Annotated in this window: 20 protein-coding genes and 1 other annotated feature; of the genes, 10 read left to right on the top strand and 10 right to left on the bottom strand. The window is 58.2% G+C overall.

Annotated elements, in window-relative coordinates; genetic code table 11:
* Positions 1–37 precede the first annotated feature (37 nt).
* From rnd to G5137_RS07290, 7 genes are all read right to left on the bottom strand, one after another.
* Complete coding sequence (rnd, locus tag G5137_RS07260; RefSeq protein WP_421255150.1) at positions 38–1,150, bottom strand: ribonuclease D; 1,113 nt, start codon at positions 1,148–1,150, stop codon at positions 38–40.
* Positions 1,151–1,258: 108 nt separating this feature from the next.
* Positions 1,259–2,935 (bottom strand): long-chain-fatty-acid--CoA ligase FadD, encoded by a 1,677-nt coding sequence (gene fadD / locus G5137_RS07265; RefSeq protein WP_421255179.1) that lies wholly within the window; start codon positions 2,933–2,935, stop codon positions 1,259–1,261.
* 198 nt (positions 2,936–3,133) lie between these two features.
* Positions 3,134–4,000: an alpha/beta fold hydrolase gene (locus G5137_RS07270; protein ID WP_421255151.1), complete on the bottom strand. Its 867-nt coding sequence runs from the start codon at positions 3,998–4,000 to the stop codon at positions 3,134–3,136.
* 20 nt (positions 4,001–4,020) lie between these two features.
* On the bottom strand, positions 4,021–4,536 hold the full coding sequence (locus G5137_RS07275; protein WP_019446435.1) for a Slp family lipoprotein: 516 nt from the start codon (positions 4,534–4,536) through the stop codon (positions 4,021–4,023).
* Between the two features lie 119 nt (positions 4,537–4,655).
* The gene (tsaB, locus tag G5137_RS07280; protein WP_219594273.1) at positions 4,656–5,357 is read right to left on the bottom strand and encodes a tRNA (adenosine(37)-N6)-threonylcarbamoyltransferase complex dimerization subunit type 1 TsaB; all 702 of its coding nucleotides are present in this window, start codon (positions 5,355–5,357) and stop codon (positions 4,656–4,658) included.
* Positions 5,358–5,447: 90 nt separating this feature from the next.
* On the bottom strand, positions 5,448–7,367 hold the full coding sequence (locus tag G5137_RS07285) for an ATP-dependent DNA helicase (protein ID WP_421255152.1): 1,920 nt from the start codon (positions 7,365–7,367) through the stop codon (positions 5,448–5,450).
* Between the two features lie 67 nt (positions 7,368–7,434).
* The gene (locus G5137_RS07290) at positions 7,435–7,680 is read right to left on the bottom strand and encodes a hypothetical protein (RefSeq protein WP_047440092.1); all 246 of its coding nucleotides are present in this window, start codon (positions 7,678–7,680) and stop codon (positions 7,435–7,437) included.
* 187 nt (positions 7,681–7,867) lie between these two features.
* Positions 7,868–7,992, top strand: a sequence feature (His leader region).
* Between the two features lie 28 nt (positions 7,993–8,020).
* Here G5137_RS07290 and hisG point away from each other — a divergent pair.
* Genes hisG through hisIE form a run of 8 tightly spaced genes read left to right on the top strand, consistent with a single transcriptional unit; the run spans position 8,021 to position 15,266 of the window.
* A complete protein-coding gene (gene hisG, locus G5137_RS07295) occupies positions 8,021–8,917 on the top strand; it encodes an ATP phosphoribosyltransferase (RefSeq protein ID WP_071910208.1) in 897 nt (298 codons plus the stop codon).
* Between the two features lie 12 nt (positions 8,918–8,929).
* Positions 8,930–10,255 carry a histidinol dehydrogenase gene (gene hisD, locus G5137_RS07300; RefSeq protein ID WP_421204935.1) on the top strand — a complete coding sequence of 442 codons (1,326 nt, stop codon included), beginning with the start codon at positions 8,930–8,932 and terminating at the stop codon, positions 10,253–10,255.
* Complete coding sequence (hisC, locus tag G5137_RS07305; RefSeq protein ID WP_421255153.1) at positions 10,252–11,322, top strand: histidinol-phosphate transaminase; 1,071 nt, start codon at positions 10,252–10,254, stop codon at positions 11,320–11,322. Before hisD ends, hisC begins: the two co-directional genes overlap by 4 nt.
* Positions 11,323–11,337: 15 nt before the next feature.
* Positions 11,338–12,447 carry a bifunctional histidinol-phosphatase/imidazoleglycerol-phosphate dehydratase HisB gene (hisB, locus tag G5137_RS07310; protein ID WP_421255154.1) on the top strand — a complete coding sequence of 370 codons (1,110 nt, stop codon included), beginning with the start codon at positions 11,338–11,340 and terminating at the stop codon, positions 12,445–12,447.
* Entirely contained in the window at positions 12,447–13,088 is a 642-nt protein-coding gene (gene hisH / locus G5137_RS07315; protein WP_421255155.1) for an imidazole glycerol phosphate synthase subunit HisH, read from the top strand. The genes hisB and hisH overlap by 1 nt, the downstream gene beginning before the upstream one ends.
* The gene (hisA, locus tag G5137_RS07320) at positions 13,089–13,850 is read left to right on the top strand and encodes a 1-(5-phosphoribosyl)-5-[(5-phosphoribosylamino)methylideneamino]imidazole-4-carboxamide isomerase (RefSeq protein WP_042030922.1); all 762 of its coding nucleotides are present in this window, start codon (positions 13,089–13,091) and stop codon (positions 13,848–13,850) included.
* Positions 13,850–14,623, top strand: a complete 774-nt coding sequence (gene hisF, locus G5137_RS07325; RefSeq protein ID WP_058056834.1) for an imidazole glycerol phosphate synthase subunit HisF — start codon at positions 13,850–13,852, stop codon at positions 14,621–14,623. The genes hisA and hisF overlap by 1 nt, the downstream gene beginning before the upstream one ends.
* Positions 14,616–15,266: a bifunctional phosphoribosyl-AMP cyclohydrolase/phosphoribosyl-ATP diphosphatase HisIE gene (gene hisIE, locus G5137_RS07330; RefSeq protein WP_421247344.1), complete on the top strand. Its 651-nt coding sequence runs from the start codon at positions 14,616–14,618 to the stop codon at positions 15,264–15,266. The genes hisF and hisIE overlap by 8 nt, the downstream gene beginning before the upstream one ends.
* 35 nt (positions 15,267–15,301) lie before the next feature.
* On the opposite strand, the gene G5137_RS07335 is transcribed toward hisIE, so the two are convergent.
* Positions 15,302–16,777, bottom strand: a complete 1,476-nt coding sequence (locus G5137_RS07335; RefSeq protein ID WP_421255156.1) for a KAP family P-loop NTPase fold protein — start codon at positions 16,775–16,777, stop codon at positions 15,302–15,304.
* 359 nt (positions 16,778–17,136) lie between these two features.
* Between G5137_RS07335 and G5137_RS07340 the strand changes: the two genes are divergently transcribed.
* Positions 17,137–18,426: a GGDEF domain-containing protein gene (locus G5137_RS07340; protein WP_337072267.1), complete on the top strand. Its 1,290-nt coding sequence runs from the start codon at positions 17,137–17,139 to the stop codon at positions 18,424–18,426.
* Positions 18,427–18,525: 99 nt separating this feature from the next.
* On the opposite strand, the gene G5137_RS07345 is transcribed toward G5137_RS07340, so the two are convergent.
* Positions 18,526–20,148 (bottom strand): acyl-CoA synthetase, encoded by a 1,623-nt coding sequence (locus G5137_RS07345; protein WP_421255157.1) that lies wholly within the window; start codon positions 20,146–20,148, stop codon positions 18,526–18,528.
* 667 nt (positions 20,149–20,815) lie between these two features.
* Here G5137_RS07345 and G5137_RS07350 point away from each other — a divergent pair.
* Positions 20,816–22,342: a YfcC family protein gene (locus G5137_RS07350; protein ID WP_421255158.1), complete on the top strand. Its 1,527-nt coding sequence runs from the start codon at positions 20,816–20,818 to the stop codon at positions 22,340–22,342.
* 62 nt (positions 22,343–22,404) lie between these two features.
* Here G5137_RS07350 and G5137_RS07355 read toward each other — a convergent pair whose 3' ends face one another.
* Positions 22,405–22,593 carry a hypothetical protein gene (locus G5137_RS07355; RefSeq protein ID WP_040069812.1) on the bottom strand — a complete coding sequence of 63 codons (189 nt, stop codon included), beginning with the start codon at positions 22,591–22,593 and terminating at the stop codon, positions 22,405–22,407.
* Positions 22,594–22,976 lie beyond the last annotated feature (383 nt).

A 22,976-nucleotide genomic window follows, 5' to 3' on the forward strand; every position in this document is an offset into this window, starting at 1 on the left:
GGTGAGGATTGATTTATGGGTTCAGCACGCTGGTGGCTTATTGTGCCAGCAGGTGACCGACCAGCTCATGACGCCACCCTTGCAGCAGCATCGGCTTGTCGCTGCGGGCCCGCTCTTCGTCGTTCATCCGCCAGCTCCAGGTGAAGTACTGGTGGATGATCTTCTTGCTGGCAATCAGCTCGGGCGGAATGTTGCTCGCTTTGGCCTTCTCCTCCACCAGCGCCTTGATCCGCTTGAGCTCGGCCTTGTACTGGGGATAGTCCACAAGTCGACGAATGGGCTCGGGCCAGCTGTCAGGATCGCTCTCCTGCGCCTTGGCGACGATATCGAGCATCCGCTTGCCGTGTATCTTGATCTCGATGGGCGAGAGGCCGAGCTCGTTGAGATCCCTCAGGGAGGCAGGACGACGCTCCGCCACCTTGAACAGGTGCAGCTCTTTCACCACAAAATTGAGGGCCAGATCCCGGCGCACCGCCTCTTGCTGGCGCCAGGCGGCCAGCTCGCGCAGAATGGCGAGCTCGCGGCGACCCAGTTGCCAGGCGTTGACGATGTCAAGATATGCCTGACGGGGATCGCTGCCCTGGGTCTTGCGGGCGGAGTGGTTTTGGCACTCCTGCTCGAACCAGGCAAACTTGCCGCTTTCCCGCAGTTTGGCCATCACCTTCTCGTAGAGCGGCATCAGGTAGAAGACATCCGCCGCCGCGTATTCGAGCTGACGCGGCGTAAGCGGGCGGGCCAGCCAGTCGGTGCGCGCCTGATCTTTTTCCAGCTCGACCCCGAGGAATTCATTCACCAGCGCACCAAAGCCGACCGAGACGCCGTAACCGAGAAAGGCGGTAGCAAGCTGGGTGTCGTGCATCTGGTTGGGCAGGTGGCCCGCCTGATGCTGGATAAGCTCCAGATCTTCGCCAGAGGCGTGCAGGATGGCGATCTGCCCTTCCCGACCCAGTCGCTGCCAGAGGGCGGAGAGATCCAGGGTCAGCGGATCCAGCAGCGCCAGATGCTCGCCGTCATAGATCTGGAACAGGCCAAGCTGGGGGTAGTAGGTACGGGTGCGAACGAATTCAGTATCGATAGCCAGGGGAACGTCGGCCAGAGAAGCGAGATACTGCTCAAGTTCGTCTTGCTGAGTGATAAGTTGATAGTGCATCTGTGCCTGCGCGGTTGATCAGGGCCAAAAAGAAAAAACCGTGGGATGACCCACGGTTTTGCATAACGACGGTGCTGGTTTGCAGAGGCTTCTGCAGCCACAATCCGGTTATTGCTTGGCAATCTCCTCGTCGCGCAGTACGCGGCGCAGGATCTTGCCCACATTGGTCTTGGGAAGTTCGTCACGAAATTCTACCAGTTTCGGCACCTTATAGGCAGTCAGATGTTTGCGGCAGTGGGCAATAATCTCGTCCTCCTGCAATTTTGCATCTTTCTTGACCACAAAGATCTTCACCAGCTCGCCGGAGACCTTGTGTGGCACACCGACCGCGGCCACTTCCAGCACTTTCGGGTGCAGGGCAACGACATCTTCGATCTCGTTCGGATAGACGTTGAAACCGGAGACCAGGATCATGTCCTTCTTGCGATCGACGATCTTGAAGAAGCCCTGCTCGTCACACACGGCGATATCACCGGTACAGAGCCAGCCATCCTGCATCACTTCGGCAGTGGCCTCGGGGCGCTGCCAGTAGCCGACCATCACCTGCGGGCCACGAACCTGCATCTCGCCCGGGGTGCCGAGAGCGTGGATCACCTGACTGTTGTCATCCACCAGACGGATATCGGTGGAGCAGACCGGCAAACCGATGGAGCCGTTGTAATCAGTGAGATCGTAGGGGCAGACGCTCACCAGTGGCGAACATTCGGTCAGGCCATAGCCTTCCAGCAGCGGAGTGTCGGTCAGTGTCTTCCACTTCTCAGCGACCGCGCGCTGCACCGCCATGCCGCCACCGATGGTCAGCTTGAGCTTTTCAAAGGAGATCCCCTGAAACTCTTCGTTGTTGACCAGCGCATTGAACAGGGTGTTAACCCCGGTAATGCAGGTGAAGGGGTACTTCTTGATCTCTTTGACAAAGCCCGGGATGTCGCGCGGGTTGCTGATCAGCAGGTTGTAACCGCCGATACGCATAAAGAGCAGGCAGTTCACGGTCAGGGCAAAGACGTGGTAGAGCGGCAGCGCAGTGACCACGAACTCCTTGCCACGCTCCAGCATGGGGCCGTAGACGCCGAGGCATTGCTCGACGTTGGCAATCATATTGCGATGAGTCAGCATGGCCCCTTTGGAGAGGCCGGTGGTGCCGCCGGTGTACTGCAGGAAGGCGAGATCGTCGTTGGTGATCTCCGGCTTGATGTACTGCAGGAAACGCCCCTTGGAGAGGGCCTGACGCATGGTGGTGGCGTGGGGCAGATTGTATTTCGGCACCAGCTTCTTGACGTACTTGACCACGAAGTTGACCAGGGTGCCCTTGGCCAGCCCCAGGTTGTCCCCCATCCGGGTCAGAATAACGTGCTTGATCGGGGTGTCGTAGACCACCTTTTCCAGGGTATGGGCGAAGTTGGAGACGATGACGATGGCCTTGGCACCCGAATCTTTGAGCTGATGCTCCAGCTCGCGCGGGGTATAGAGCGGGTTGACGTTGACCACGATCATGCCGGCGCGCAGGATGCCGAACACGGCGATGGGGTATTGCAGCAGGTTAGGCATCATCACCGCAACCCGATCCCCTTTCTCCAGCTTCAGCTCGTTTTGCAGGTAGGCAGCAAAGGCGCGGGACTGCTCTTCCAGCCGGCGGTAGGTGATGGTTTGGCCCATGTTGACGAAGGCGGGCTGATCGGCAAACTGGGTTACCGAGGATTCGAACATCTCGACCAGGGAGCTGTATTGGTCTGGATTGATCTCGGCGGGGACCCCTTCCGGATAACGTTTCAGCCAGACTTTTTCCACAAACTTCTCCTGCATAACTAGCACCTGTGCGCTCACTGTGTTGCCTCCGTCCCGGTTCACATCCATTTTAATCGGTTGTTTTAAGCTGATGCTCTAATGCCGCACATATTTACACAGCGCAACATCAATTAACAGCAAATTAACAACAGAAAAATGTGAGGGAGAAAACAAACCTGGAATTATTGAAAGCTGGCGATTCTACCGAACTTGACAAAACTTTACGATACAAACGGCCGTATCAACCGAATTTTCCATATGAAAATGGTGGTTTCCACCCAATATGACCCGCTCGATCTGCTGGAAGGCATCCTGACGGGCCTGCCATTGGGCTTCAAGCGCAGCAAAGCCCTGTTCCCCCTGAATCAACAGCACCGGACAACGGATAGCCGCCATCAGTGCACGAGCTTGTCCTTCGCTCATTCTCAGGGGCGACAGATCCCGCAAGCGGGGGTCGCTGCGCCAGTGCCAGCGCCCTGCCCTCATCTCAAGCTGCCGTTCACAGATAAGACGCGCCGCCTGCGGCGTGATATCCGCCACTTTGCAACGGGCGGCGACAGCCTCATCGATGGAGGCAAAGCCGTTGGCACTGCGCTCCCGGGTGCGGCTGCGGTTTAAAATTGCACGTCGCAGCTGGGCAGGTACCTCCTCATCGGGCTGGCTCAGCGGCCCCAGCCCCTCCAGCATGACCAACCGCTCCACCTGTTCGGGGAACACCCCGGCATAGGCGGAGGCGATCAGCGCCCCGAGGGAGTGACCGAGCAGAGTGAAGCGCGACCAGCCTGCCGCCTGCACGATCTGGTAGAGATCGTCCAGCCAGTCAACAAAGACATAAGGGGTGGTTTTGTGATCGGAGTGACCATGTCCCGGCAGATCGACACAGATGAGGTGAAAATCCCCCAGATGGGGCGCCAGCGGCAAGAAGCTGGCACTGTTGTCGAGCCAGCCATGCAAGGCGATCAACAGGGGTTTGCCCTGCTGATCATGCTCAGCGGATTGATTCTCCAGCAAGGCCACCTGCCGACCATCCGCCAGCGTAAGCAGCCGCTCGTGCATGGTGCTCATCATAGCGTTAATCATGGCAAGCCTTAGCGACGCAGCGGCCGTCTCGGCCAGAAGGGATCATAGAAGGGGTCATAGAAGTAGGGGTCCATATAGCGCACCTCCACCTCCTTGACTGGCGGCCACAGCTTGCTGCCCGTCACATTGAGCACCGAGAAGCGGTACTTGTGCTCGCCAATCTGGCTATCAACCGGTTGGCCTATGGTGCCAAGCACCGTCAGGCTGCGCCCCTTGGCGTAAAGGGTCGGATCGACAAAACCCTTCATGATGGCCAGAAAACGCCCCGGGCTCTGCTCGGTCTGCTCCGGCACACCGTTGGATTTAAGCGGCAGATAGACCACTTCAATAACGCTCTGATCCGCCTTGTTGTGCACCGCCGAGATAACGCCGCTCCAGCGGGCCGGTTTGCCCTCCATTCCGCCAAGGGCGGGCTGATAGGCCACCAGCTGGTTTTCTGGTTCATAGGCCAGCTCCTTGGGAACCGAGCTACAGGCCCCGAGCAGCAGAGCCAGCGCCCCGACCACCATAGTGCGTTTCATCATATCGCTTCTGGTATTACGCATCATGTCACTCTCCTGTTGCCAGCGTGGCCTGTCGGGGCCATCCGCTTTTGTTGCAGCTGATGAGCGGCAAGAGCGACATGCTATCAGTGCTCCTGCCCTTATTCGCGACCCGGCAGTTTTTTCCAGGTCACCTTGTCACGCAAATAAACCGGCGTCGCCTGCTCCACAGGCACCGCCTCCCCCGCCAGCCAGGCGGCGCGGGCCAGCGGCAGCATGTCCTCTGCCGCCGGGAAGCGCACCTGACTCTCCGCCAGCTCATCGGCCAGACCACTCAGGGTCTCGCCATAGGTTTCAAAACCGGTGCCGACGCAGGTCACAGGGCCCGCCAGCTTGCCACCGGCGTCAACCAACGCCACGGGATCGCTCACCACCTCGTCACCCACCAGCTGCATGCGGCCATCAATCAGCTCATAGCGGCCGAAATAGACCTCGTTCATCCGCGCATCGATGGCGGTCAGCACCTGCTGGGCGCCATCCAGTCGATAGGCTCCTTGCGCCATGGCAGCCAGGGTCGAGATGCCAATCAGAGGCACACCCGCACCAAACGCCAGACCTTGCGCCACACTGATGCCGATCCGCACGCCGGTAAAGGAGCCCGGGCCGCGACCAAACGCGATGGCATCAAGGTCACTCAAACTTATCCCGGCATCCTCTAACACAGCCTGAACCATGGGCAGGATTTTTCGGGTGTGATCCCGTGGCGCCTCCTCCCAGCGGGAGAACAGCTTGTCACCCACCAGCAAGGCGGCGGAGCAGGCTTCGGTGGCGGTATCAACGGCCAGGATCTTCAACTCGTTCATGCTTTCCAATCTCTATAAAATCAGTCAATTACATAACAGGCAAGCGAGATATGCTCACCCGTTGTTCAAATCTGTTAGCTGGCGGCACACTTATTCACCGCGTTCAGTGCGATCGAAAAAACTCCCCAACGTTCCCAACTCCCGGGTACGGGGGATGGCGGGCAGACTCTTGATAAAGGTGGCGCCATAAGGCTTGTTGACCATGCGTGGATCACAGATCACCAGTACCCCGTGATCACTGCGATCACGAATAAGCCGTCCCACCCCCTGTTTGAGGGCAATCACCGCCTTGGGCAACTGCAGCTCGGCGAAGGGATCCCCCCCCTTGAGTTTGCAATCATCCACCCGCGCCTTGAGCAGCGGATCATCAGGGCTGGCAAACGGCAGTTTGTCGATGATAACACACGACAACGCCGCCCCTCTCACGTCGATCCCCTCCCAGAAACTGCTGGTCGCCACCAGCACGGCGCGGCCATTCTCGACAAACTCCTTGAGCAACCGCTGCTTGTTATCCTCCCCCTGCAGCAAGACGGTGCGACCAATTTCCCGGCGCAGCACCTCGGCCACCTGACGCATCACCTGATGGCTGGTGCAGAGGAAGAAGCAGCCGCCCGGTGTCTTGTTGATCAGCGGGATCATCAGATTGGCCAGCTGCTCGCCACGGCCAAAGGCGTTGGGCTCCGGCAGATAGCGGGGCACACAGAGCCGCGCCTGCTCGCCATAGTCGAACGGACTGTCGAGGATCAGCTCGGCGCTGCCCGCCAGCCCCAGCTCGGCCTTGAAGTGATCAAACCGCATATCCACCGTCAGGGTAGCGGAGGTGAAGACCCAGGCCACTTCCGGTCTTTGCACCTCGGCACTGAATCGCTCGGCCACCGATAGCGGCGTCAGATTGAGGGTGAAATGAAGCCGCGAGCAGTCGTACCAGTAGGAGAAACCGGTCTGGTTGACCGCCAGCACTTCACCCAAGCGGGTGCGCAATTCACTGATGCGCTCGAAGGCGTGATCCAGCTGCTCGCCCCGGCCGAGAGCCAGTTTCAGCACCTCGTAGCAGAGCCCGATAGCATCGTTGAGACGAGCCAAGGCCTGACCCCAGAGCGGCTGGCGCAGCATGTCGCGGGTATTGCCGCGACCGCCATCCACTCCGAAGGCGAGCCGTAAATCCTGACTGGCGATAGCGAGCCGGTCTGCCGCCTTGCCAAGCTGGGCCATGTCGCGGGCCTCGGCCCGATAGGCAAGCTGGATATCCTGCGCCAAATCCTGAATCGTTCGGCTGCCCACCGACTTGCCGAAGTAGTTGGTGGCGATCTCCGGCAGCTGATGTGCCTCGTCAAAGACATAGACTTGCGCTTCGGGCACCAACTCGCCAAATCCGGTGTCTTTCACCGCCATATCGGCGAAGAAGAGGTGGTGGTTGATCACCACCACCTGGGCGTCCATGGCTCGGCGTCGGGCCACCACCAGATGGCAGTCGTCGTAATAGGGGCAGTCGCGACCGAGGCAGTTGTCGTTGGTGCTGGTGACGTGGGCGAGGATCTCGGCGTTCTCCTGCAATCCCGGAATATCCCCCACATCGCCGTTATCGGTGGCGGTAGACCAGGATTTGACCTTCACCAGATCGTTCAGGATCTCAGGCTTTTGCAGATGGGATTCGCTCAAGAGCCGGTTCATCCGCTCGATGCAGAGATAGTTGCTGCGCCCCTTGAGCAAGGCCACCGGCGGGGTGTAGGAGAGCGCTCCTGTGATGGTCGGGAGATCCCGATAGAAGAGCTGCTCCTGCAGGTTCTTGGAGCCGGTGCTGATCACCACCCGTTTGCCGGATTTCAGCGCTGGCACCAGATAGGCGTAAGTCTTGCCGGTACCAGTCCCCGCCTCCACCAGCAGACGGCCACCACTTTTGATGGCGCGCGCGACCGCTTCGGCCATCTCCAGTTGGGGAGCGCGGGCTTTGAAACCGTCGATATGGCTGGCCAGAGGGCCATCTGGCTTGAACAGGGTCTGGATGGTCAAAAGGGCGTCCCGCAGCAAAAGCGGCCATTATGCCAAAAGCGCGGCAAAAGCGGGACAGATAATCTGCCTAGACGAACAGATCGATCTGATGCTCGGGATCCGGCTTGTGATCACCCTCCTCCGCCTTGGGCTGATCACGCTTGGCGGGCGTGTTATACGCCTGCTGGCGCTGCTGAGAATCACTGTTGTCAGTGCTGGTCTTGCGCAGCTGATGCTTCTTGCTGATCTGATTCACTTCCCGCTTGATCTCTTCGCTGCCGGGCGCGGCAGGTGCCCGGGGCAAAATGGGGAACAACAGGTCCTGGCTGGGCATGATGGCGACTCCTGCAGGGGTTATTGTCTAGTTATCGACCAGAAAACCGTTTTCGCCACTTTAATCGATCAAATCACAATTTCGGGTTGCATTTTCTGTCAAGGCAGGTAGTTTAAATCAGGCGTCAATTACGACATCTTATTTTGTAAAGGATTGATTACATGAAGTTCACCACCCTGAAGACTCATCACCACCATCATCATCCCGACTAGTCTTTCAGGAGGTTGACTGCTGGAAGACACTTAACTGGTGACTTCCAAAAGGACCGCAAGATTCATAAACCCTCGGAAGCACCCACTTCCGAGGGTTTTTTCGTTTTTGACTAGAAGGAAATCGAGCAATGGAAACACAACGTCTGCGTATCGCCATGCAAAAGTCCGGTCGTCTGAGCCAGGACTCCCAAGCCCTGTTCAAGAGCTGCGGCCTGAAAATCAACCTGCGCGAGCAGCGCCTTATCGCCCATGTCGAGAACATGCCCATCGATATCTTGCGGGTGCGCGATGACGACATCCCGGGTCTGGTGATGGAAGGGGTGGTTGACCTTGGCATCATCGGCGAGAACGTGCTGGAAGAGGTGCAGCTTATTCGCGCTTCACAGGGACTGCCCTTCGAGGTCAAAACCCTCAAGCAGCTGGACTTCGGTGGCTGCCGCCTCTCGCTGGCGGTGCCGGAAGATGTGACCTACACAGGGCCAGAGAGCCTTGCCGGCAAGCGCATCGCGACCTCCTACCCCGGGCTGCTCAAGCGCTTCTTTGATGAAAAGGGCCTTGGCTTCAAGAGCGTGATGCTGGGCGGCTCGGTGGAAGTGGCGCCCCGCGCGGGCCTGGCCGATGCCATCTGCGATCTGGTCTCCACCGGCGCGACCCTGGAAGCCAATGGCCTGAAAGAGGTGGAGGTGATCTACCGCTCCAAAGCGGTGCTGGTACAGGCCCCCAACCCCTTGTCCGATGCCAAGCAGAAGCTCATCGACAAACTGCTGCCCCGCATTCAGGGGATGCAGCAGGCCCGCGAGAGCAAGTACATCATGCTGCACGCCCCCAAAGACAAGCTCGATGCCATCACCGATCTGCTACCGGGTGCCGAGCGCCCCACCATCATGCAACTGGCCGGTGACACCAATCAGGTGGCGCTGCACGTCGTCTCCAGCGAGACCCTGTTCTGGGAGACCATGGAGCAGCTCAAGGCTCTGGGTGCCAGCTCCATTCTGGTGCTGCCCATCGAAAAAATGATGGAATAAGGAAGGGATATCATGCAGACCCTGATCTGGAAAACCCTCTCCCCCGCCCAGCAGGCCGACGTGCTGACCCGACCGGCCTTGAGTGACGAGGCGGATATCGGCGCCGTGGTGCGAGATATCATCGCCGCTGTGCGCAGCCGTGGCGATGAGGCCCTGCGCGAGCTGAGCCAGCGCTTCGAGCGCGCCCCCCGTGAACAGCTGCGCGTTAGCGAGGCCGAGATTGAAGCCGCCTGCGCGCGGCTGGATGACGAGATAAAAAGCGCCATCGAAGCGGCCATTGCCAATATTCGCACCTTCCACGCCGCGCAAGTGCCGCCAGTGGTACGGGTAGAAACCCAGCCCGGGGTGGTGTGCGAGCTGCGCACCCAGCCCATCAACCGGGTCGGCCTCTATGTGCCTGGCGGCAGCGCGCCGCTCCCCTCCACCGTGATGATGCTGGCTATTCCGGCGGCTATCGCCGGTTGCCGTGAAGTGGTGCTCTGCACCCCGTCCCCCGCCAGCGACGAGATCCTGTTTGCCGCCCGCGCCTGCGGGGTCGAGAAGGTGTTCGCCATCGGCGGCGCCCAGGCCATCGCGGCGATGGCATACGGCACCGAGAGCATTCCCAAGGTGGACAAGATCTTCGGCCCGGGCAACGCCTATGTGACCGAAGCCAAGGGGCAGGTTTCCCGCGACTGGCGCGGCGCTGCCATCGACATGCCAGCTGGCCCCTCCGAGGTGCTGGTGATTGCCGACGAGAGCGCCAACCCCGCCTTCGTGGCGGCGGATCTGCTCTCCCAGGCCGAGCATGGCCCCGACAGCCAGGTGGTGCTGGTGACCACCTCACCGCTGCTGGCCGATGCCATCGCAGGGGAGATCAAGAGCCAGCTGGCCAAACTGAGCCGCCGCGATATCGCCGCGCAGGCGCTCGGCAGCAGTCTGGTGATCCTCTGTGACGATCTGGCCGAGGCGTGTGCCATCTCCAACGCCTACGCGCCGGAGCACCTGATTGTGCAGACCCGCGCACCCCGCGAGCTGCTGGACCAGCTTGAGAATGCCGGTTCCATCTTTCTGGGAGCATGGACACCAGAATCAGTCGGCGATTACGCCAGCGGCACCAACCACACTCTGCCTACCTATGGCTATGCCCGCACCTGCTCCAGCCTTGGCCTTGCCGATTATCAGCGCCGCTACACGGTGCAGGAGCTGAGCACCGAAGGTATTCGCGGCCTTGGCCCTATCGTCGAGCGCATCGCCCAGGCCGAGGGGCTCGATGGCCACAAGAATGCCGTCACCCTCAGGTTGAACGCCCTGGCCGCCGCGCCCCAACAAACAGCACAGCAGAAGGATTTGTTATGAGTATTGCCAATCTGGCGCGCCGCGTGGTGCGGGCCCTCACCCCTTATCAATCTGCCCGCCGCATCGGCGGCAAGGGCCACGTCTGGCTCAATGCCAACGAAGCACCGCTGGCCTATCCCTTCACCATCGAGGGGAGCCGCCTCAACCGCTACCCCGAGTGCCAACCGGCCGAGGTGGTGAACGGCTATGCCGCCTATGCCGGGGTCAATCCGGATCAGGTGCTGGTGAGCCGCGGCGCCGACGAGGCCATCGAGCTGCTTATTCGCACCTTCTGCGAAGCGGGTGAAGATCAGATCCTCATCTGCCCGCCCACCTACGGCATGTACGCCATCAGCGCCGAGACCTGTGGCGTGGGGATTGTTGAGCAGCCGCTGACCGCCAACCGTCAGCCCGACTGGCCCGCCATCGCCGATCGCCTCAGCGATGTGAAACTAGTGTTTCTCTGCTCCCCCAACAACCCCACCGGGGATCTGGTTGGTCGCGACGACCTTATCGCCCTGCTTGAAAAAGCCCGGGATCGCGCCATCGTGGTGGTGGACGAGGCCTATATCGAGTTCTGCCCCGAGGCGTCCGTGGTGGACCTGCTGGCCCGCTTCCCCAATCTGGTGGTGACCCGCACCCTCTCCAAAGCCTTTGCCCTGGCGGGGATCCGCTGTGGCTTTACGCTGGCAAGCCCCGAGGTGATCGCCATGCTGGCCAAGGTGATCGCCCCCTATCCCATCCCCGAGCCCATCGCCCAGATCGCGGCGCAGGCCCTCTCCCCCATGGGACTGGAGCTGATGCGCGAGCGAGTGGTAGAGCTCAACAAGCAAAAAGCCGCCTTCAAGGCAGAGCTGGCCAAGCTTGCCTGCGTGAAGGAAGTGTTCGAAGACAAGGGCAACTTCGTGCTGGTGCGCTTTGTGGATGGCGCCACCGTCTTTGCCGCCATGAAGGCCGCCGGCATCATACTGCGGGATTTCTCCAGCAAGCCGGGTCTGGACAACAGCATTCGCATCACCATCGGCTATCAGGGCGAGATGGATGCCGTGCTGGCGGTACTGCGTGATCTGCCCTCTCCCTCTCTTTAAAACAAGGATGTAGCGATGAAGACCCCGTTTTTGTTTATCGACCGCGACGGCACCCTGATTGAAGAGCCGGTGACCGACAAGCAGGTGGACAGCCTCGCCAAGCTGCGCTTCGAGCCCATGGTCATTCCGGTACTGCGCGAGTTGCAGGCCGCCGGTTACGTGCTGGTGATGGTGACCAACCAGGACGGGCTGGGCACCGCCAGCCTGCCGCTGGAGAACTTCCAGCCGCCTCACGACCTGATGATGCACCTTTTTGAATCGCAAGGGGTGAAGTGGGAGCAGGTGCTGATCTGCCCTCACTTCCCCACCGACGGTTGCAGCTGCCGCAAGCCCCACCTCGGGCTGGTAAAGGAGTATCTCGCCTCCGGTCGCATCGACTTTGCCAACTCCTTCGTGATTGGCGATCGCCAGACCGATCTGCAGCTGGCCGAGAACATGGGCATTGGCGGCATTCGCTATCACCCGCAGGATCACAACTGGCTCGCCATCCGTGATCAGCTGTTATGCAAAGGCCGCGTAGCCTCGGTGGAACGCTACACCAAGGAGACCCGCATCCAGGTGGCGCTGGACTTAGACAAGAGCGGCGGCAACCAGATCGCCACCGGTATCGGCTTCTTTGATCACATGCTGGATCAGATCGCCACCCACGCCGGTTTCCAGCTCAAGCTGAACGTCAGCGGCGACCTGCATATCGACGATCACCACACGGTGGAAGACGTCGGACTGGCGCTGGGTCAGGCGCTGCGTCAGGCCCTTGGCAACAAGCGCGGCATCGGCCGTTTCGGCTTCGTGCTGGCAATGGACGAAGTGCAAGCGGTGATCGATGCGCGCCCGCTGACCGAGCAGGAGGTGAGCACTGCGCTGGATCTCAGCGGCCGCCCCTACTTCGTGTTTGACTGCCCGAGCGGCTTTGGCCGCGACAACGTGGGCGAGATGGCCACCGAAATGGTGCCCCACTTCTTCCGCTCCCTCTCGGACGCCATGGCCATCACATTGCAGATGAAGGTGGGCAGCGGCAACACCCACCATCAGGTGGAGGCGCTGTTCAAAGGCTTTGGCCGTGCCCTGCGTCAGGCTATTCGGGTGGAAGGGAGCGAGCTTCCCTCCAGCAAGGGAGTGCTGTGATGGATGTGAACAAGCAGAAGCTGGTCATTATCGATACCGGCTGTGCCAATCTGGCCTCGGTGCGCATGGCATTCGAGCGCCTCGGCGTGCAGCCGCTGGTCACCAGCCAGGCCGCCGATATCGAGCAGGCGGACAAGCTGATCCTGCCCGGTGTCGGCACCGCGGTAGCCGCCATGAACAACCTCAACGAGCGCGGGCTGGTGCCCCTTATTCGCGCCGCCAAGCAGCCGCTGCTGGGCTTTTGCCTCGGTATGCAGATGCTGGCGGAGGCCTCCGAAGAGAGCATGGGTACGGATGACTCGTCAGAGCGCCTTATCGACTGCCTTGGTATAGTACCGGGCAAGATCCGGTTGATGGAAGTGGGCAATCTGCGCCTGCCCCATATGGGCTGGAACCAGATTGAGCACGACGAGAGCCATCCTCTGCTCAAGGGGATCCCGAGCGGCAGCTACTTCTACTTCGTGCACTCCTATGCGCTGGAGGTAACCGAAGCGACGCTGGCGACCTGCGACTACGGCCAGCCGTTTACCGCCATCGTCGGTGGGGTTGCAGAGCACAGCAACTTCTTCGGCGCCCAATTCCACCCGGAGCGCTCAGGCGCAGCCGGTGCCCGTTTGCTGCAAAATTTTCTGGAGCTATGAATGATCATTCCCGCAATTGACCTTATCAACGGTCAGGTGGTTCGCCTCTATCAGGGGGACTACGAGCAGAAGACCGAATACAGCAGCAGCCCGCAAGCCCGCTTCGATGAATATGTCTCCCAGGGGGCGGTGCAGCTCCATCTGGTGGATCTGGACGGTGCCAAGGATGCCAAGGCGCGCCAGCTGCCCCTGCTGACCCAACTGCTGTCGGCCACCGAAGCACCGGTGCAGGTCGGTGGCGGCGTGCGCACCGAACAGGATGTGGCGGATCTGCTGGCCGCCGGCGCCAGCCGGGTGGTGATTGGCTCCACCGCCGTCAAATCCCCGGATCTGGTAGCCAGCTGGATGGAGAAATATGGCCCCGAGCAGATCGTGCTGGCGCTGGACGTCAATATCGATGAGCAGGGCAATCGCCATATCGCGGTAGCAGGCTGGCAGGAGAACAGCGGTGTGACCATCGAGGCACTGATCGAGCGCTTCCTTCCCGCCGGGCTCAAGCATGTGCTCTGCACCGACATCAGCCGTGACGGCACCCTGGCTGGCACCAACGTCGAACTCTATCGGGATCTCTGCGCCCGCTACCCGAGCGTCGCTTTTCAGGCTTCCGGTGGCATTGGCGGTATCGCGGATATCGAGGCGCTCAAGGGCTCCGGCGTCAAGGGGATCATCCTTGGCCGCGCCCTGCTGGAGGGCAAGTTCTCGGTAGGTGACGCCATCGCCTGCTGGCAAGCCCCCGCTGCCGATACCACAGGAGGCAACTGATGCTGGCAAGACGCATTATCCCCTGCCTCGACGTGAAAGATGGCGTGGTGGTCAAGGGGGTGCAGTTTCGCAACCACGAGGTGATGGGCGGCATTGTCGAACTGGCACGCCGCTACGCCGAAGAGGGTGCTGACGAGCTGGTGTTCTATGACATCACCGCCTCCAGCGATGCCCGGGTGGTGGACAAGAGCTGGGTGAGCCGGGTGGCGGAGGTGATCGATATCCCCTTCTGCGTCGCCGGTGGCATCAAAAGCGTGGAAGATGCCCGCCAGATCCTCGAATTTGGCGCCGACAAGGTCTCCATCAACTCCCCGGCCCTTGCCGACCCGACTCTCATCAGCCGACTGGCCGAGCGCTTTGGCGTACAGTGCGTGGTGGTAGGCATTGACTCCTACTTCGACGCCGACACGGGCCACTATCAGGTCAAACAGTTTACCGGTGACGAGAGTCGCACCCGCACCACCGCCTGGCACACCCTCGACTGGGTGCAAGAAGTGCAAAAGCGCGGCGCGGGCGAAATCGTGCTGAACGTGATGAATCAGGACGGCATGCGTCAGGGTTATGATCTCGATCAGCTCAAACTGGTGCGCGGCGTCTGCAAGGTGCCGCTGATCGCCTCCGGCGGCGCCGGTGCCATGGCACACTTTCGCGATGCCTTTACCCTCGCCGATGTGGACGGGGCGCTGGCCGCCTCTGTGTTCCACAAGGGCCTTATCCCCATTCCCGAATTGAAACGCTGGCTGAAAACTGAAGGAGTCGCCATCCGTGAATAACTTCTCTGAAAATGCACAAACAACCGCCAGCGCGCGCCCCCTTGCCGAGCAGCTCGACTGGGAAAAATGTGATGGCATGATCCCCGCCATCGTCCAGCACGCCGCCAGCGGCGAGGTGCTGATGCAGGGCTTTATGACCCGCGAGGCGCTGGAAAAAACCCAGACCACCGGTCAGGTCACCTTCTTTAGCCGCAGCAAACAGCGACTGTGGACCAAGGGTGAAAGCTCGGGCAATGTGCTCCAACTTGTGGCCATCAGCACCGACTGCGATCAGGACTCTCTGCTGATCGCCGCCAACCCTGTCGGCCCCACCTGCCACAAGGGCACCACCTCCTGCTTCCATGGTCACCCTCTGCCACCCCTCGGTTTTCTGGCAGAGCTGGAACAGGTACTGGCCGCCCGCAAAGGGGCCGATCCGGCCACCAGCTACACCGCCAGCCTCTACGGCAAAGGCACCAAGCGCATCGCCCAGAAGGTTGGTGAGGAAGGTGTCGAAGTGGCGCTCGCCGCCATGGCCAAGGATCGGGAGGAGCTCATCAACGAATCCGCCGATCTGCTCTACCACCTGACCGTGCTGCTGCAAAATGAGGGGCTGGGATTACAAGATGTCGTACAGCGGCTTTATAAGCGGCATAATAAATAAACTGCATTATGATAGATGGGCGTTTAGCCCATCCATCATAATAACAAGGTAGATAATTCGACCAGCTCTATATAGTCATTATTTGACAACCCTTTATTTTGCAAGCAAGCCATATAATACCCACCATTATCATCATATCTTCCGTCCGAACGAATAATTGTGAGTCCATTTATATCATCCGGCTTATTATTATTGTTTAAGTAGTAACCGCTGAGGATTTTATGAACATGTACTATATAGGCATAAAAATCATCATTTTTCAAAATTACCTTTTCATTACGACCTGACTTAACATCAGACCAATAATTAATCACCATTGATAATTTTGCTTTGTTTTTAAATGAGAAAACATTGTCTTTATTTACATTAACCTTATCAATTTCAGCATCTAAAAGTTTCCCGCCGCTACGAAGAACTATATATGCCGCAGGAACTTTTGCATGCATAATCAGTAAGGCAGACAAATAGATAATATCTATGGAACGCTCCGACACTGAATGCAATATAGCAAACAACGTATCCAAGAATGACTCAGTCTCTCTTGCGGTGAGATGGTATGCATCCACAATTTTTGCAAGTGTTTTAGAAAAGTCACTAGAATCTGAAAAACAATGAAATGTTTTACTACATAAAAGCTCAAATCGAGCTGCAACAAAATCTTCTATGAGAAAATGGCTAGGGCATTTATTCAAATAAAAACGTCGTTTGAAAAATCGGCCTAGATAAGTCTGAGCATCAAACCCTTCCCCATAAATTACCTTGATAGCATGCTGCAACTGCTCGGTATCTGTTGCCAGCACAAATACCACCATAGGAATATCGAAAATATGCTTGATGGTCTCAAGCATCTCTACTGCATAAGAGGGGCAGCAACGATCCAGCTCATCAATCAAAATAAAGGCGGGATAGTCCAGTTCTCCTTCATTTAAACCAACAGCTCCCTCAACCCATTGCCGTATCTCTTGTTTAAGATACTGGATAGATTCATAACGCTCTTTGTGATTGCTACAGAGCGTATCAACCAGCTTATCTGCGTCTTCGCCTTCCACAGAGAAGTCACTATCTTCAAGCCCAGCTTTTTTAATGGAAGACTTGAGTACCAATTTCCCGCCAACCTTGAGCAACCCCAATAACTTGGACTTGATGCCATCAGGTATGGCAACCGTCTTTCCTGTAGCGTCTCTCAATTGCTCAATAATCGACGAAATGACAGTCAACAAGGGATCATCGGAAAAGTCCTGCTGCCAGGCATCGATATAGACGGTGGGATAGTGCGCTTTCAGCTCCATATACCAGCGTTTGATAAACCAGGTTTTACCCGCCCCCCACTCGGCATTGAGGTTAAGCACATAGTTGCGCTGCTTGCCTTCGGCGGCGAGGTATTTGGTCAGAAATTCGGCATAGCGGGCGCGATCCAGCCGATCTGCGCTCAAACTCTCTTCGCTACCCGCAATGGCCCCCGGCCCGTCCCACTGAACTGTGTCATTCCAATTAAACGGTGCCACTGCCATCTCGTATCTCTCCATATTGCGTTGCTGGAGATGATATCAGGGACACCGAGGAAATAGTTTGACTAAAGACCTGTTCGTTACCCTTTTTGCCACTTGGGGAGGTTTATTTAGCTGTTGTTCAACTTCTCTGCCGAGAGCCGATGATAGAGGGTCGATACATGGTGGCAAGCTATCTCAACAACCATGGACTCAACTGATTTCCTTTGATTTGCTCAGAGGTTACAACCATGTGACATAACGCAGAACCTGCGGAAATAAATGAGAAATATGCCGTGAAGAGTGCTTAATTTAAAGCAGTTGATGCACGTTGGCCTCGTGTTCAGCCAACCAATCACAGCGACCCAAGGATGGCCAACTTCATGAAGGATGAACCCTTCTCCACCCGATTGCAGCACGAGCTGGATCACCTCAGATCCATCTTTAACGAGATGGGGGCTTACCTCTTTACCAAGGATCTGGATGGCCGTTATATCTATGCCAATCAGGCTGTGCTGGATCTCTTTGGTTGTACCCTGGCCGAACTGCAAGGTAAGGATGATCGCGCCTTTTTTGACCTCGACTTCTCGGAAGATCTGAGACGAAATGATCGTCAGGTGCTGGAGCAGCAGGTCGCCATCGCCCGGGAGGAGATCAACTACCTCAAACCCACGGGAGAGAAACGGGTCTACTGGAGCGTGAAAAAGCCGATGTACGACCGGGATGGCACGCTGATCGGTCTGTGCGGCATCTCCACCGATATCACGGAACACAAGCTGATTGAGGCCCGTATGGCCGAGCAGCATCAGTTGCTGGAGATCATCCTGGCCAACGTGGATGCCCATATCTATATGAAGGACAGCCAGCACCGCTTTCTCTACGTCAATCAGAAGGTGTGTGCCCTGCTCGGTTTACCCGCCGAACAGATCATCAACCGCAGCGATAATGAGCTGTTCTCCCCACACGGAGCCAACCAGCTGTGGCAGCTGGACAACCGGGTGTTCGAAACGGGTGAGCTGCAAGCCGGTGAAGAGTCACTGACCGATACCGAAGGCAAGCAACATTACTACTGGTCTGTCAAAGTCCCCTTCAAGCTGGCTGATGGTACCCCCACCCTGATCGGTATCTCCTCCGATATCACCGAGCTGCACCAGCTCAAGGAACAACTGCAATATCAATCGGTTCGTGACAGCCTCTCCGGACTTTATAACCGCCGTTTCTTCTTCGAGGTGTGCGAAAAGAACCTGAGTATGAACATGCGCCACCAGCTCACCTCGGTGCTGATAGTGCTGGATGTGGATCAGTTCAAATGCATCAACGATCGCTACGGTCACCCGCTGGGCGATCAGGCGCTGATCCATCTGGGCAGGGTGATGCAATCGGTGCTGCGCAGCGAAGATGTGCTGGCCCGCATCGGCGGTGACGAGTTTGCCATCTTGCTGCCCAACACCACCCTCTCGGCCGCCGCATCACTGGCCGAACGGCTGCGCAAGCAGGTGATGCAAAGCCCGTTACCCCTTGCCGATGGGGATGAGCTGGTTATCACCATCAGCGCCGGGCTGGTGGAAAATAGCAAGGGGGAGCAGATGGAGAGCCTCTACGCGCGCGCCGATCAGATGCTCTATCAGGCCAAACAGAGCGGCCGCAACTGCGTCGCGTGCAAGGCACGATAGCTGGCTGGCCAGTCAGGCACTCCCACTTCCCTTGCTGCATTTATCCCGACAGCTTAGTCATCCTATTGCACGCTGCTTTCACTCACGCTCGATTAGCACCTAACCCAGCTGTTTGCGCAGCACAAACTTTTGCACCTTGCCGGTGGAGGTCTTCGGCAGCGGGGTAAAGATGATCCGCTTAGGCGCCTTGAAGTGGGCCATCTGCTCCCGGCAAAAGGCGATCAGCTCCGCCTGGGTGGTCTCTCGCCCCTCTTTCAGTTTGACGAAGGCGCAGGGCACCTCCCCCCACTTCTCATCGGGCATGGCGATCACCGCCGCTTCGTCCACATCGGGATGGCGATAGAGCACATCTTCCACCTCCAGACTGGAGATATTCTCCCCGCCGGAGATGATGATGTCCTTGGATCTGTCCTTGATCTCCACATAACCATCCGGGTGCCACACCGCCAGATCCCCACTGCGAAACCAGCCGTCCGCCATCGCCTCGGCGCTGGCCGCCGGGTTCTTGAGATAGCCTTTCATCACCACATTGCCCCGCAGCACTATCTCCCCCATGGTTTTGCCATCTTTGGCCACCGGCTCGCCACTGACCGGATTGATGACCCGCATTTCCCCCTGCAGGGGTGAGGCTACCCCCTGGCGCGCCTTCAAACGCGACAGCGTGGTGGCATCCTGCCCCTGCCAGCGTCTTTGCGGCTCGCACAGCACGCAGGGACCATAGGTTTCGGTGAGGCCATAGACGTGGGTCACGGCGATCCCCATCGCCTCCATGCCGGCGATCACGGTGGCGGGAGGCGCAGCGCCAGCGGTCATCACTTTGATGGGGAGATCCAGCCCCTGCTTGAGCGCTGGTTCGGCATTGTTGAGCATATTGAGCACGATGGGCGCTGCGCAAAAGTGACTCACCTTGTGCTCGTGCAGCGCCTCATAAATAGCGTCTGCCTGCACATGACGCAGGCAGATACTCACCCCGGCGGTGGCCGCCAGCGTCCAGGGGAAACACCAGCCGTTGCAGTGAAACATCGGCAATGTCCAGAGGTAGACGGGATGTTTGGGCAGCTCCCAGGAGAGTACGTTATTGATGGCGTTGAGGTGGGCGCCGCGATGGTGATAGACCACCCCCTTGGGATTGCCGGTAGTGCCGGAGGTGTAGTTAAGGGAGATAGCCTGCCACTCATCTTGCGGCAACCAGCCGGGCTCATCACCACTCCCTTGCGCAAGGAACTGTTCATAGTCGAGGTCACTGATAAGCGCCCCCTCCCGGTAGAGGGGATCATCGATGGCGATGACCAGCGGTTGGCTCTCCAGCAGACCCAGCGCCTTGCGCACCACGGCGCCAAACTCCCTGTCTACCAGCACCACCTTGCTCTGGGCATGCTGGAAGATAAAAGCCATCGACTCGGCATCGAGCCGGGTATTGATGGTGTTGAGCACGGCGCCGCTCATGGGCACCCCGAAGTGCGCTTCAAACATCGCCGGGATATTGGGTGCAACGATGGAGACGGTATCCCCCTCCCCGATACCGCTAAGCCGCAGGGCCGAGGCCAGCTGGCGGCAACGGCGGGCGGTCTCGCCCCAGCTCTGGCGCAGCGGGCCGTGGATCAGCGCCGGATAGTCGGGATAGACCCGCTCCGCCCGCCCCAAAAAGCTGATGGGGGTCAGGGCCTCGAAATTGGCGGCGGTTTTGGCAAGGTCACGCTCATAGATGTTCTGCACTGTCATCGGATTCCTTCCTCACAGGTGGCACAAAACGGGCAGTTTCGGGATGATTCAGAGATCAGCAAGCGACATAGGCATCCTGCCCGTCACTGGTCTCTTATGGGGATGACAGCCTAACAGTGAGCCTGCGGCGGCAGGTATTAGCAAAACGTCTTAGACAGGGGCAGCCTGCTGCCAACAGAGGCCCCCTGTTTTCGTTGCAAAAAAATATTTCATTACGGGAAAGCGTGCCATTTTTTTCACAGGCTGTTTTTGGCGAATAACGAAAAATGACGATAATGGAATATTATTCCGTCAAAACTGCTTTATATGTCATTTCATTCATCTCGGCACGCACTATTTTCATGACCTTTATTTAAGGTAAACCGCATAAAACGAAAGCCGAAATAGTTATTGCATAATAACTTTTATTTCATATCAGCTGTTAAATCCATGGAAAATAAATTTTGTGAGCCATCCCATAAAGCGAGCATGGCACCATGTTCATTCAGCCACACACGGGTTACGGTTACAACGTGAAACAATCTACCGGATGTTCAATATCAGGCCAGATTTCTCGCCAATCACTACGCAATCCACAGTGAGTTTGCGTACCTTGGATGTATGACGCAGAAACCCTATCGACCCGATATTCCGCCGAGCCCAAACCTGCTTTATCAAGGAGCATTTTATGTGTGCCGTGCCGAATACCACACCACGCAGACAATTCCCTACTGCATTTACCATTCTGTTTCTTATTATGTTACTGGCCATTGCACTGACCTGGATAATTCCGGCGGGCGCCTATGCCAAGCTCTCTTATAATCCAGCCAGTGAAAGTCTGATGGTCAATAGCCCACAGGGGGAAATAAGCCGACTTCCCGCAACCCAGGATGCCCTGGCAAAACTTAACATCAATATTGCGGTGGAGCAATTTACCAACGGCACCATCCGCAAGCCCATTGCCATTCCCGGCACCTATGCCCGATTGGAGCAAGCGCCCAAGGGGTTCGGTGACGTGGCGGTCAGCATGGTCAAGGGCACCATAGAGGGGGCGGATATCATCGTCTTTATTCTGGTGCTCGGGGGGCTGATCGGCGTCATCAACAAGACAGGTGCCTTCAGTGCAGGGCTGGTGGCGTTGTCGCGCAAGACCCGGGGCAACGAGTTCCTGTTTGTGGCGCTGGTCTGCTTCGTAATGGCGCTGGGAGGCACCACCTGCGGACTGGAGGAAGAGGCGGTCGCCTTCTACCCCATACTGGTGCCCATCTTTCTGGCGCTCGGCTATGACTCCATCGTCTGCGTAGGGGCCATCTTCCTCGCCGCCTCCATGGGAACCACCTTCTCCACCATCAATCCCTTCTCGGTGGTGATCGCCTCCAATGCCGCCGGCATTCCCTTTACCGAGGGGCTGATCTTTCGCGCCATTGGCTGTCTGGTGGGCACCCTGGTGGTGATCGGCTATCTCTACTGGTACTGCAAGAAGATCAAGGCCAACCCGGCCTTCTCCTACACCTATGAGGACAGAGAGAGTTTTCGCGCCCGTTTTCTCAAAGAGGGCTCTATGGACGAAGGGGTGCCCTTCACCCTGCGCCGCAAGATCATTCTGACCCTGTTTATCCTCGCCTTCCCGCTGATGGTGTGGGGCGTCTCCATGGCCGGTTGGTGGTTTCCGCAGATGGCAGCCACCTTCCTGACCATCGCCATCATCATCATTTTTATCTCGGGTCTCAAAGAGAAAGAGGCAGTCGAGGCCTTCACTCAGGGGGCGTCGGAGCTGGTGGCGGTCTCCCTCATAATCGGGCTGGCACGGGGGGTCAATCTGGTGCTGGATCAGGGGATGATCTCGGACACCATTCTGGCCTACGCCTCCGATCTGGTCTCCGGCATGCACGGCGCCGTGTTCGCGGTGGCGCAGATGCTGGTGTTCACCCTGCTGGGGCTGGTGGTGCCCTCCTCCTCCGGGCTCGCAGTGCTCTCCATGCCCATCATGGCGCCGCTGGCAGATACCGTGATGATCCCCCGCTATATCGTGCTGTCGGCCTACAACTGGGGCCAATACGCCATGCTGTTCCTGGCCCCCACCGGACTGGTGCTGGTCACCCTGCAGATGCTCGGCATCCAGTTCAACAAGTGGGTCAAGTTCGTGCTGCCCATGGTGGGCTTTGTGCTGGGATTTGGCGCCCTGATGCTGGTGGCGCAAGTGATGTTGGCCTGATGGGCCTGTGATACATGAGTGACAACACCCCGAGCCTGGCGCGGGGTGTTCTTTTGTCAGCCTTAGTGGCGCACCCGCCCCTGCTGGCGGAAGCAGTAGAGTTTAAGGCTGATGTCGGCGATATCGGCGGGAAGCTCCTCTCCCTGCTCGGCCAGGGGCCGGTAGAGGGATGAGAGCAGACGTTCAGCCTGCTGCGCCGTGATGATGTTGGCCTGGATGGCCGGGGTGATCCAGCTGGGTAACATTGACATATCTCCCCCTCGTTGATCCGGTGATCTCGGGTGAACCTCTTCATATCAGGTCTTACGCAGTTGTCTGCCGACCCGTTCACCCTCTGCTTCACCCAATCAAAGCAAAATGCTTGCCGTGATCTCTTATCGGCCAACATCCGATGGGGCTGGAGCCATTTATCAACCACTTGCGTGGCCATCTCAACGAACAGAGCCCTTGCTCAAGGCCTCCCTTGACCTGCCCCCGTCAGCACTTTGCCACTCTGGCATTCTGCTCACCGCACGCCTTGCAAATTGCGACTCGAATTGCTCCTTATTACACTGGCACAGTCCACCATGCGCCGGAAACCGGTCACTTTTAGTCCGTTGTCGCCAAAGCCAGACACTTTTTCGGGGTGACTGTT

It is taken from the genome of Aeromonas sp. 600282, from assembly GCF_049175755.1.
Classification (GTDB): Bacteria; Pseudomonadota; Gammaproteobacteria; order Enterobacterales; family Aeromonadaceae; genus Aeromonas; species Aeromonas veronii_A.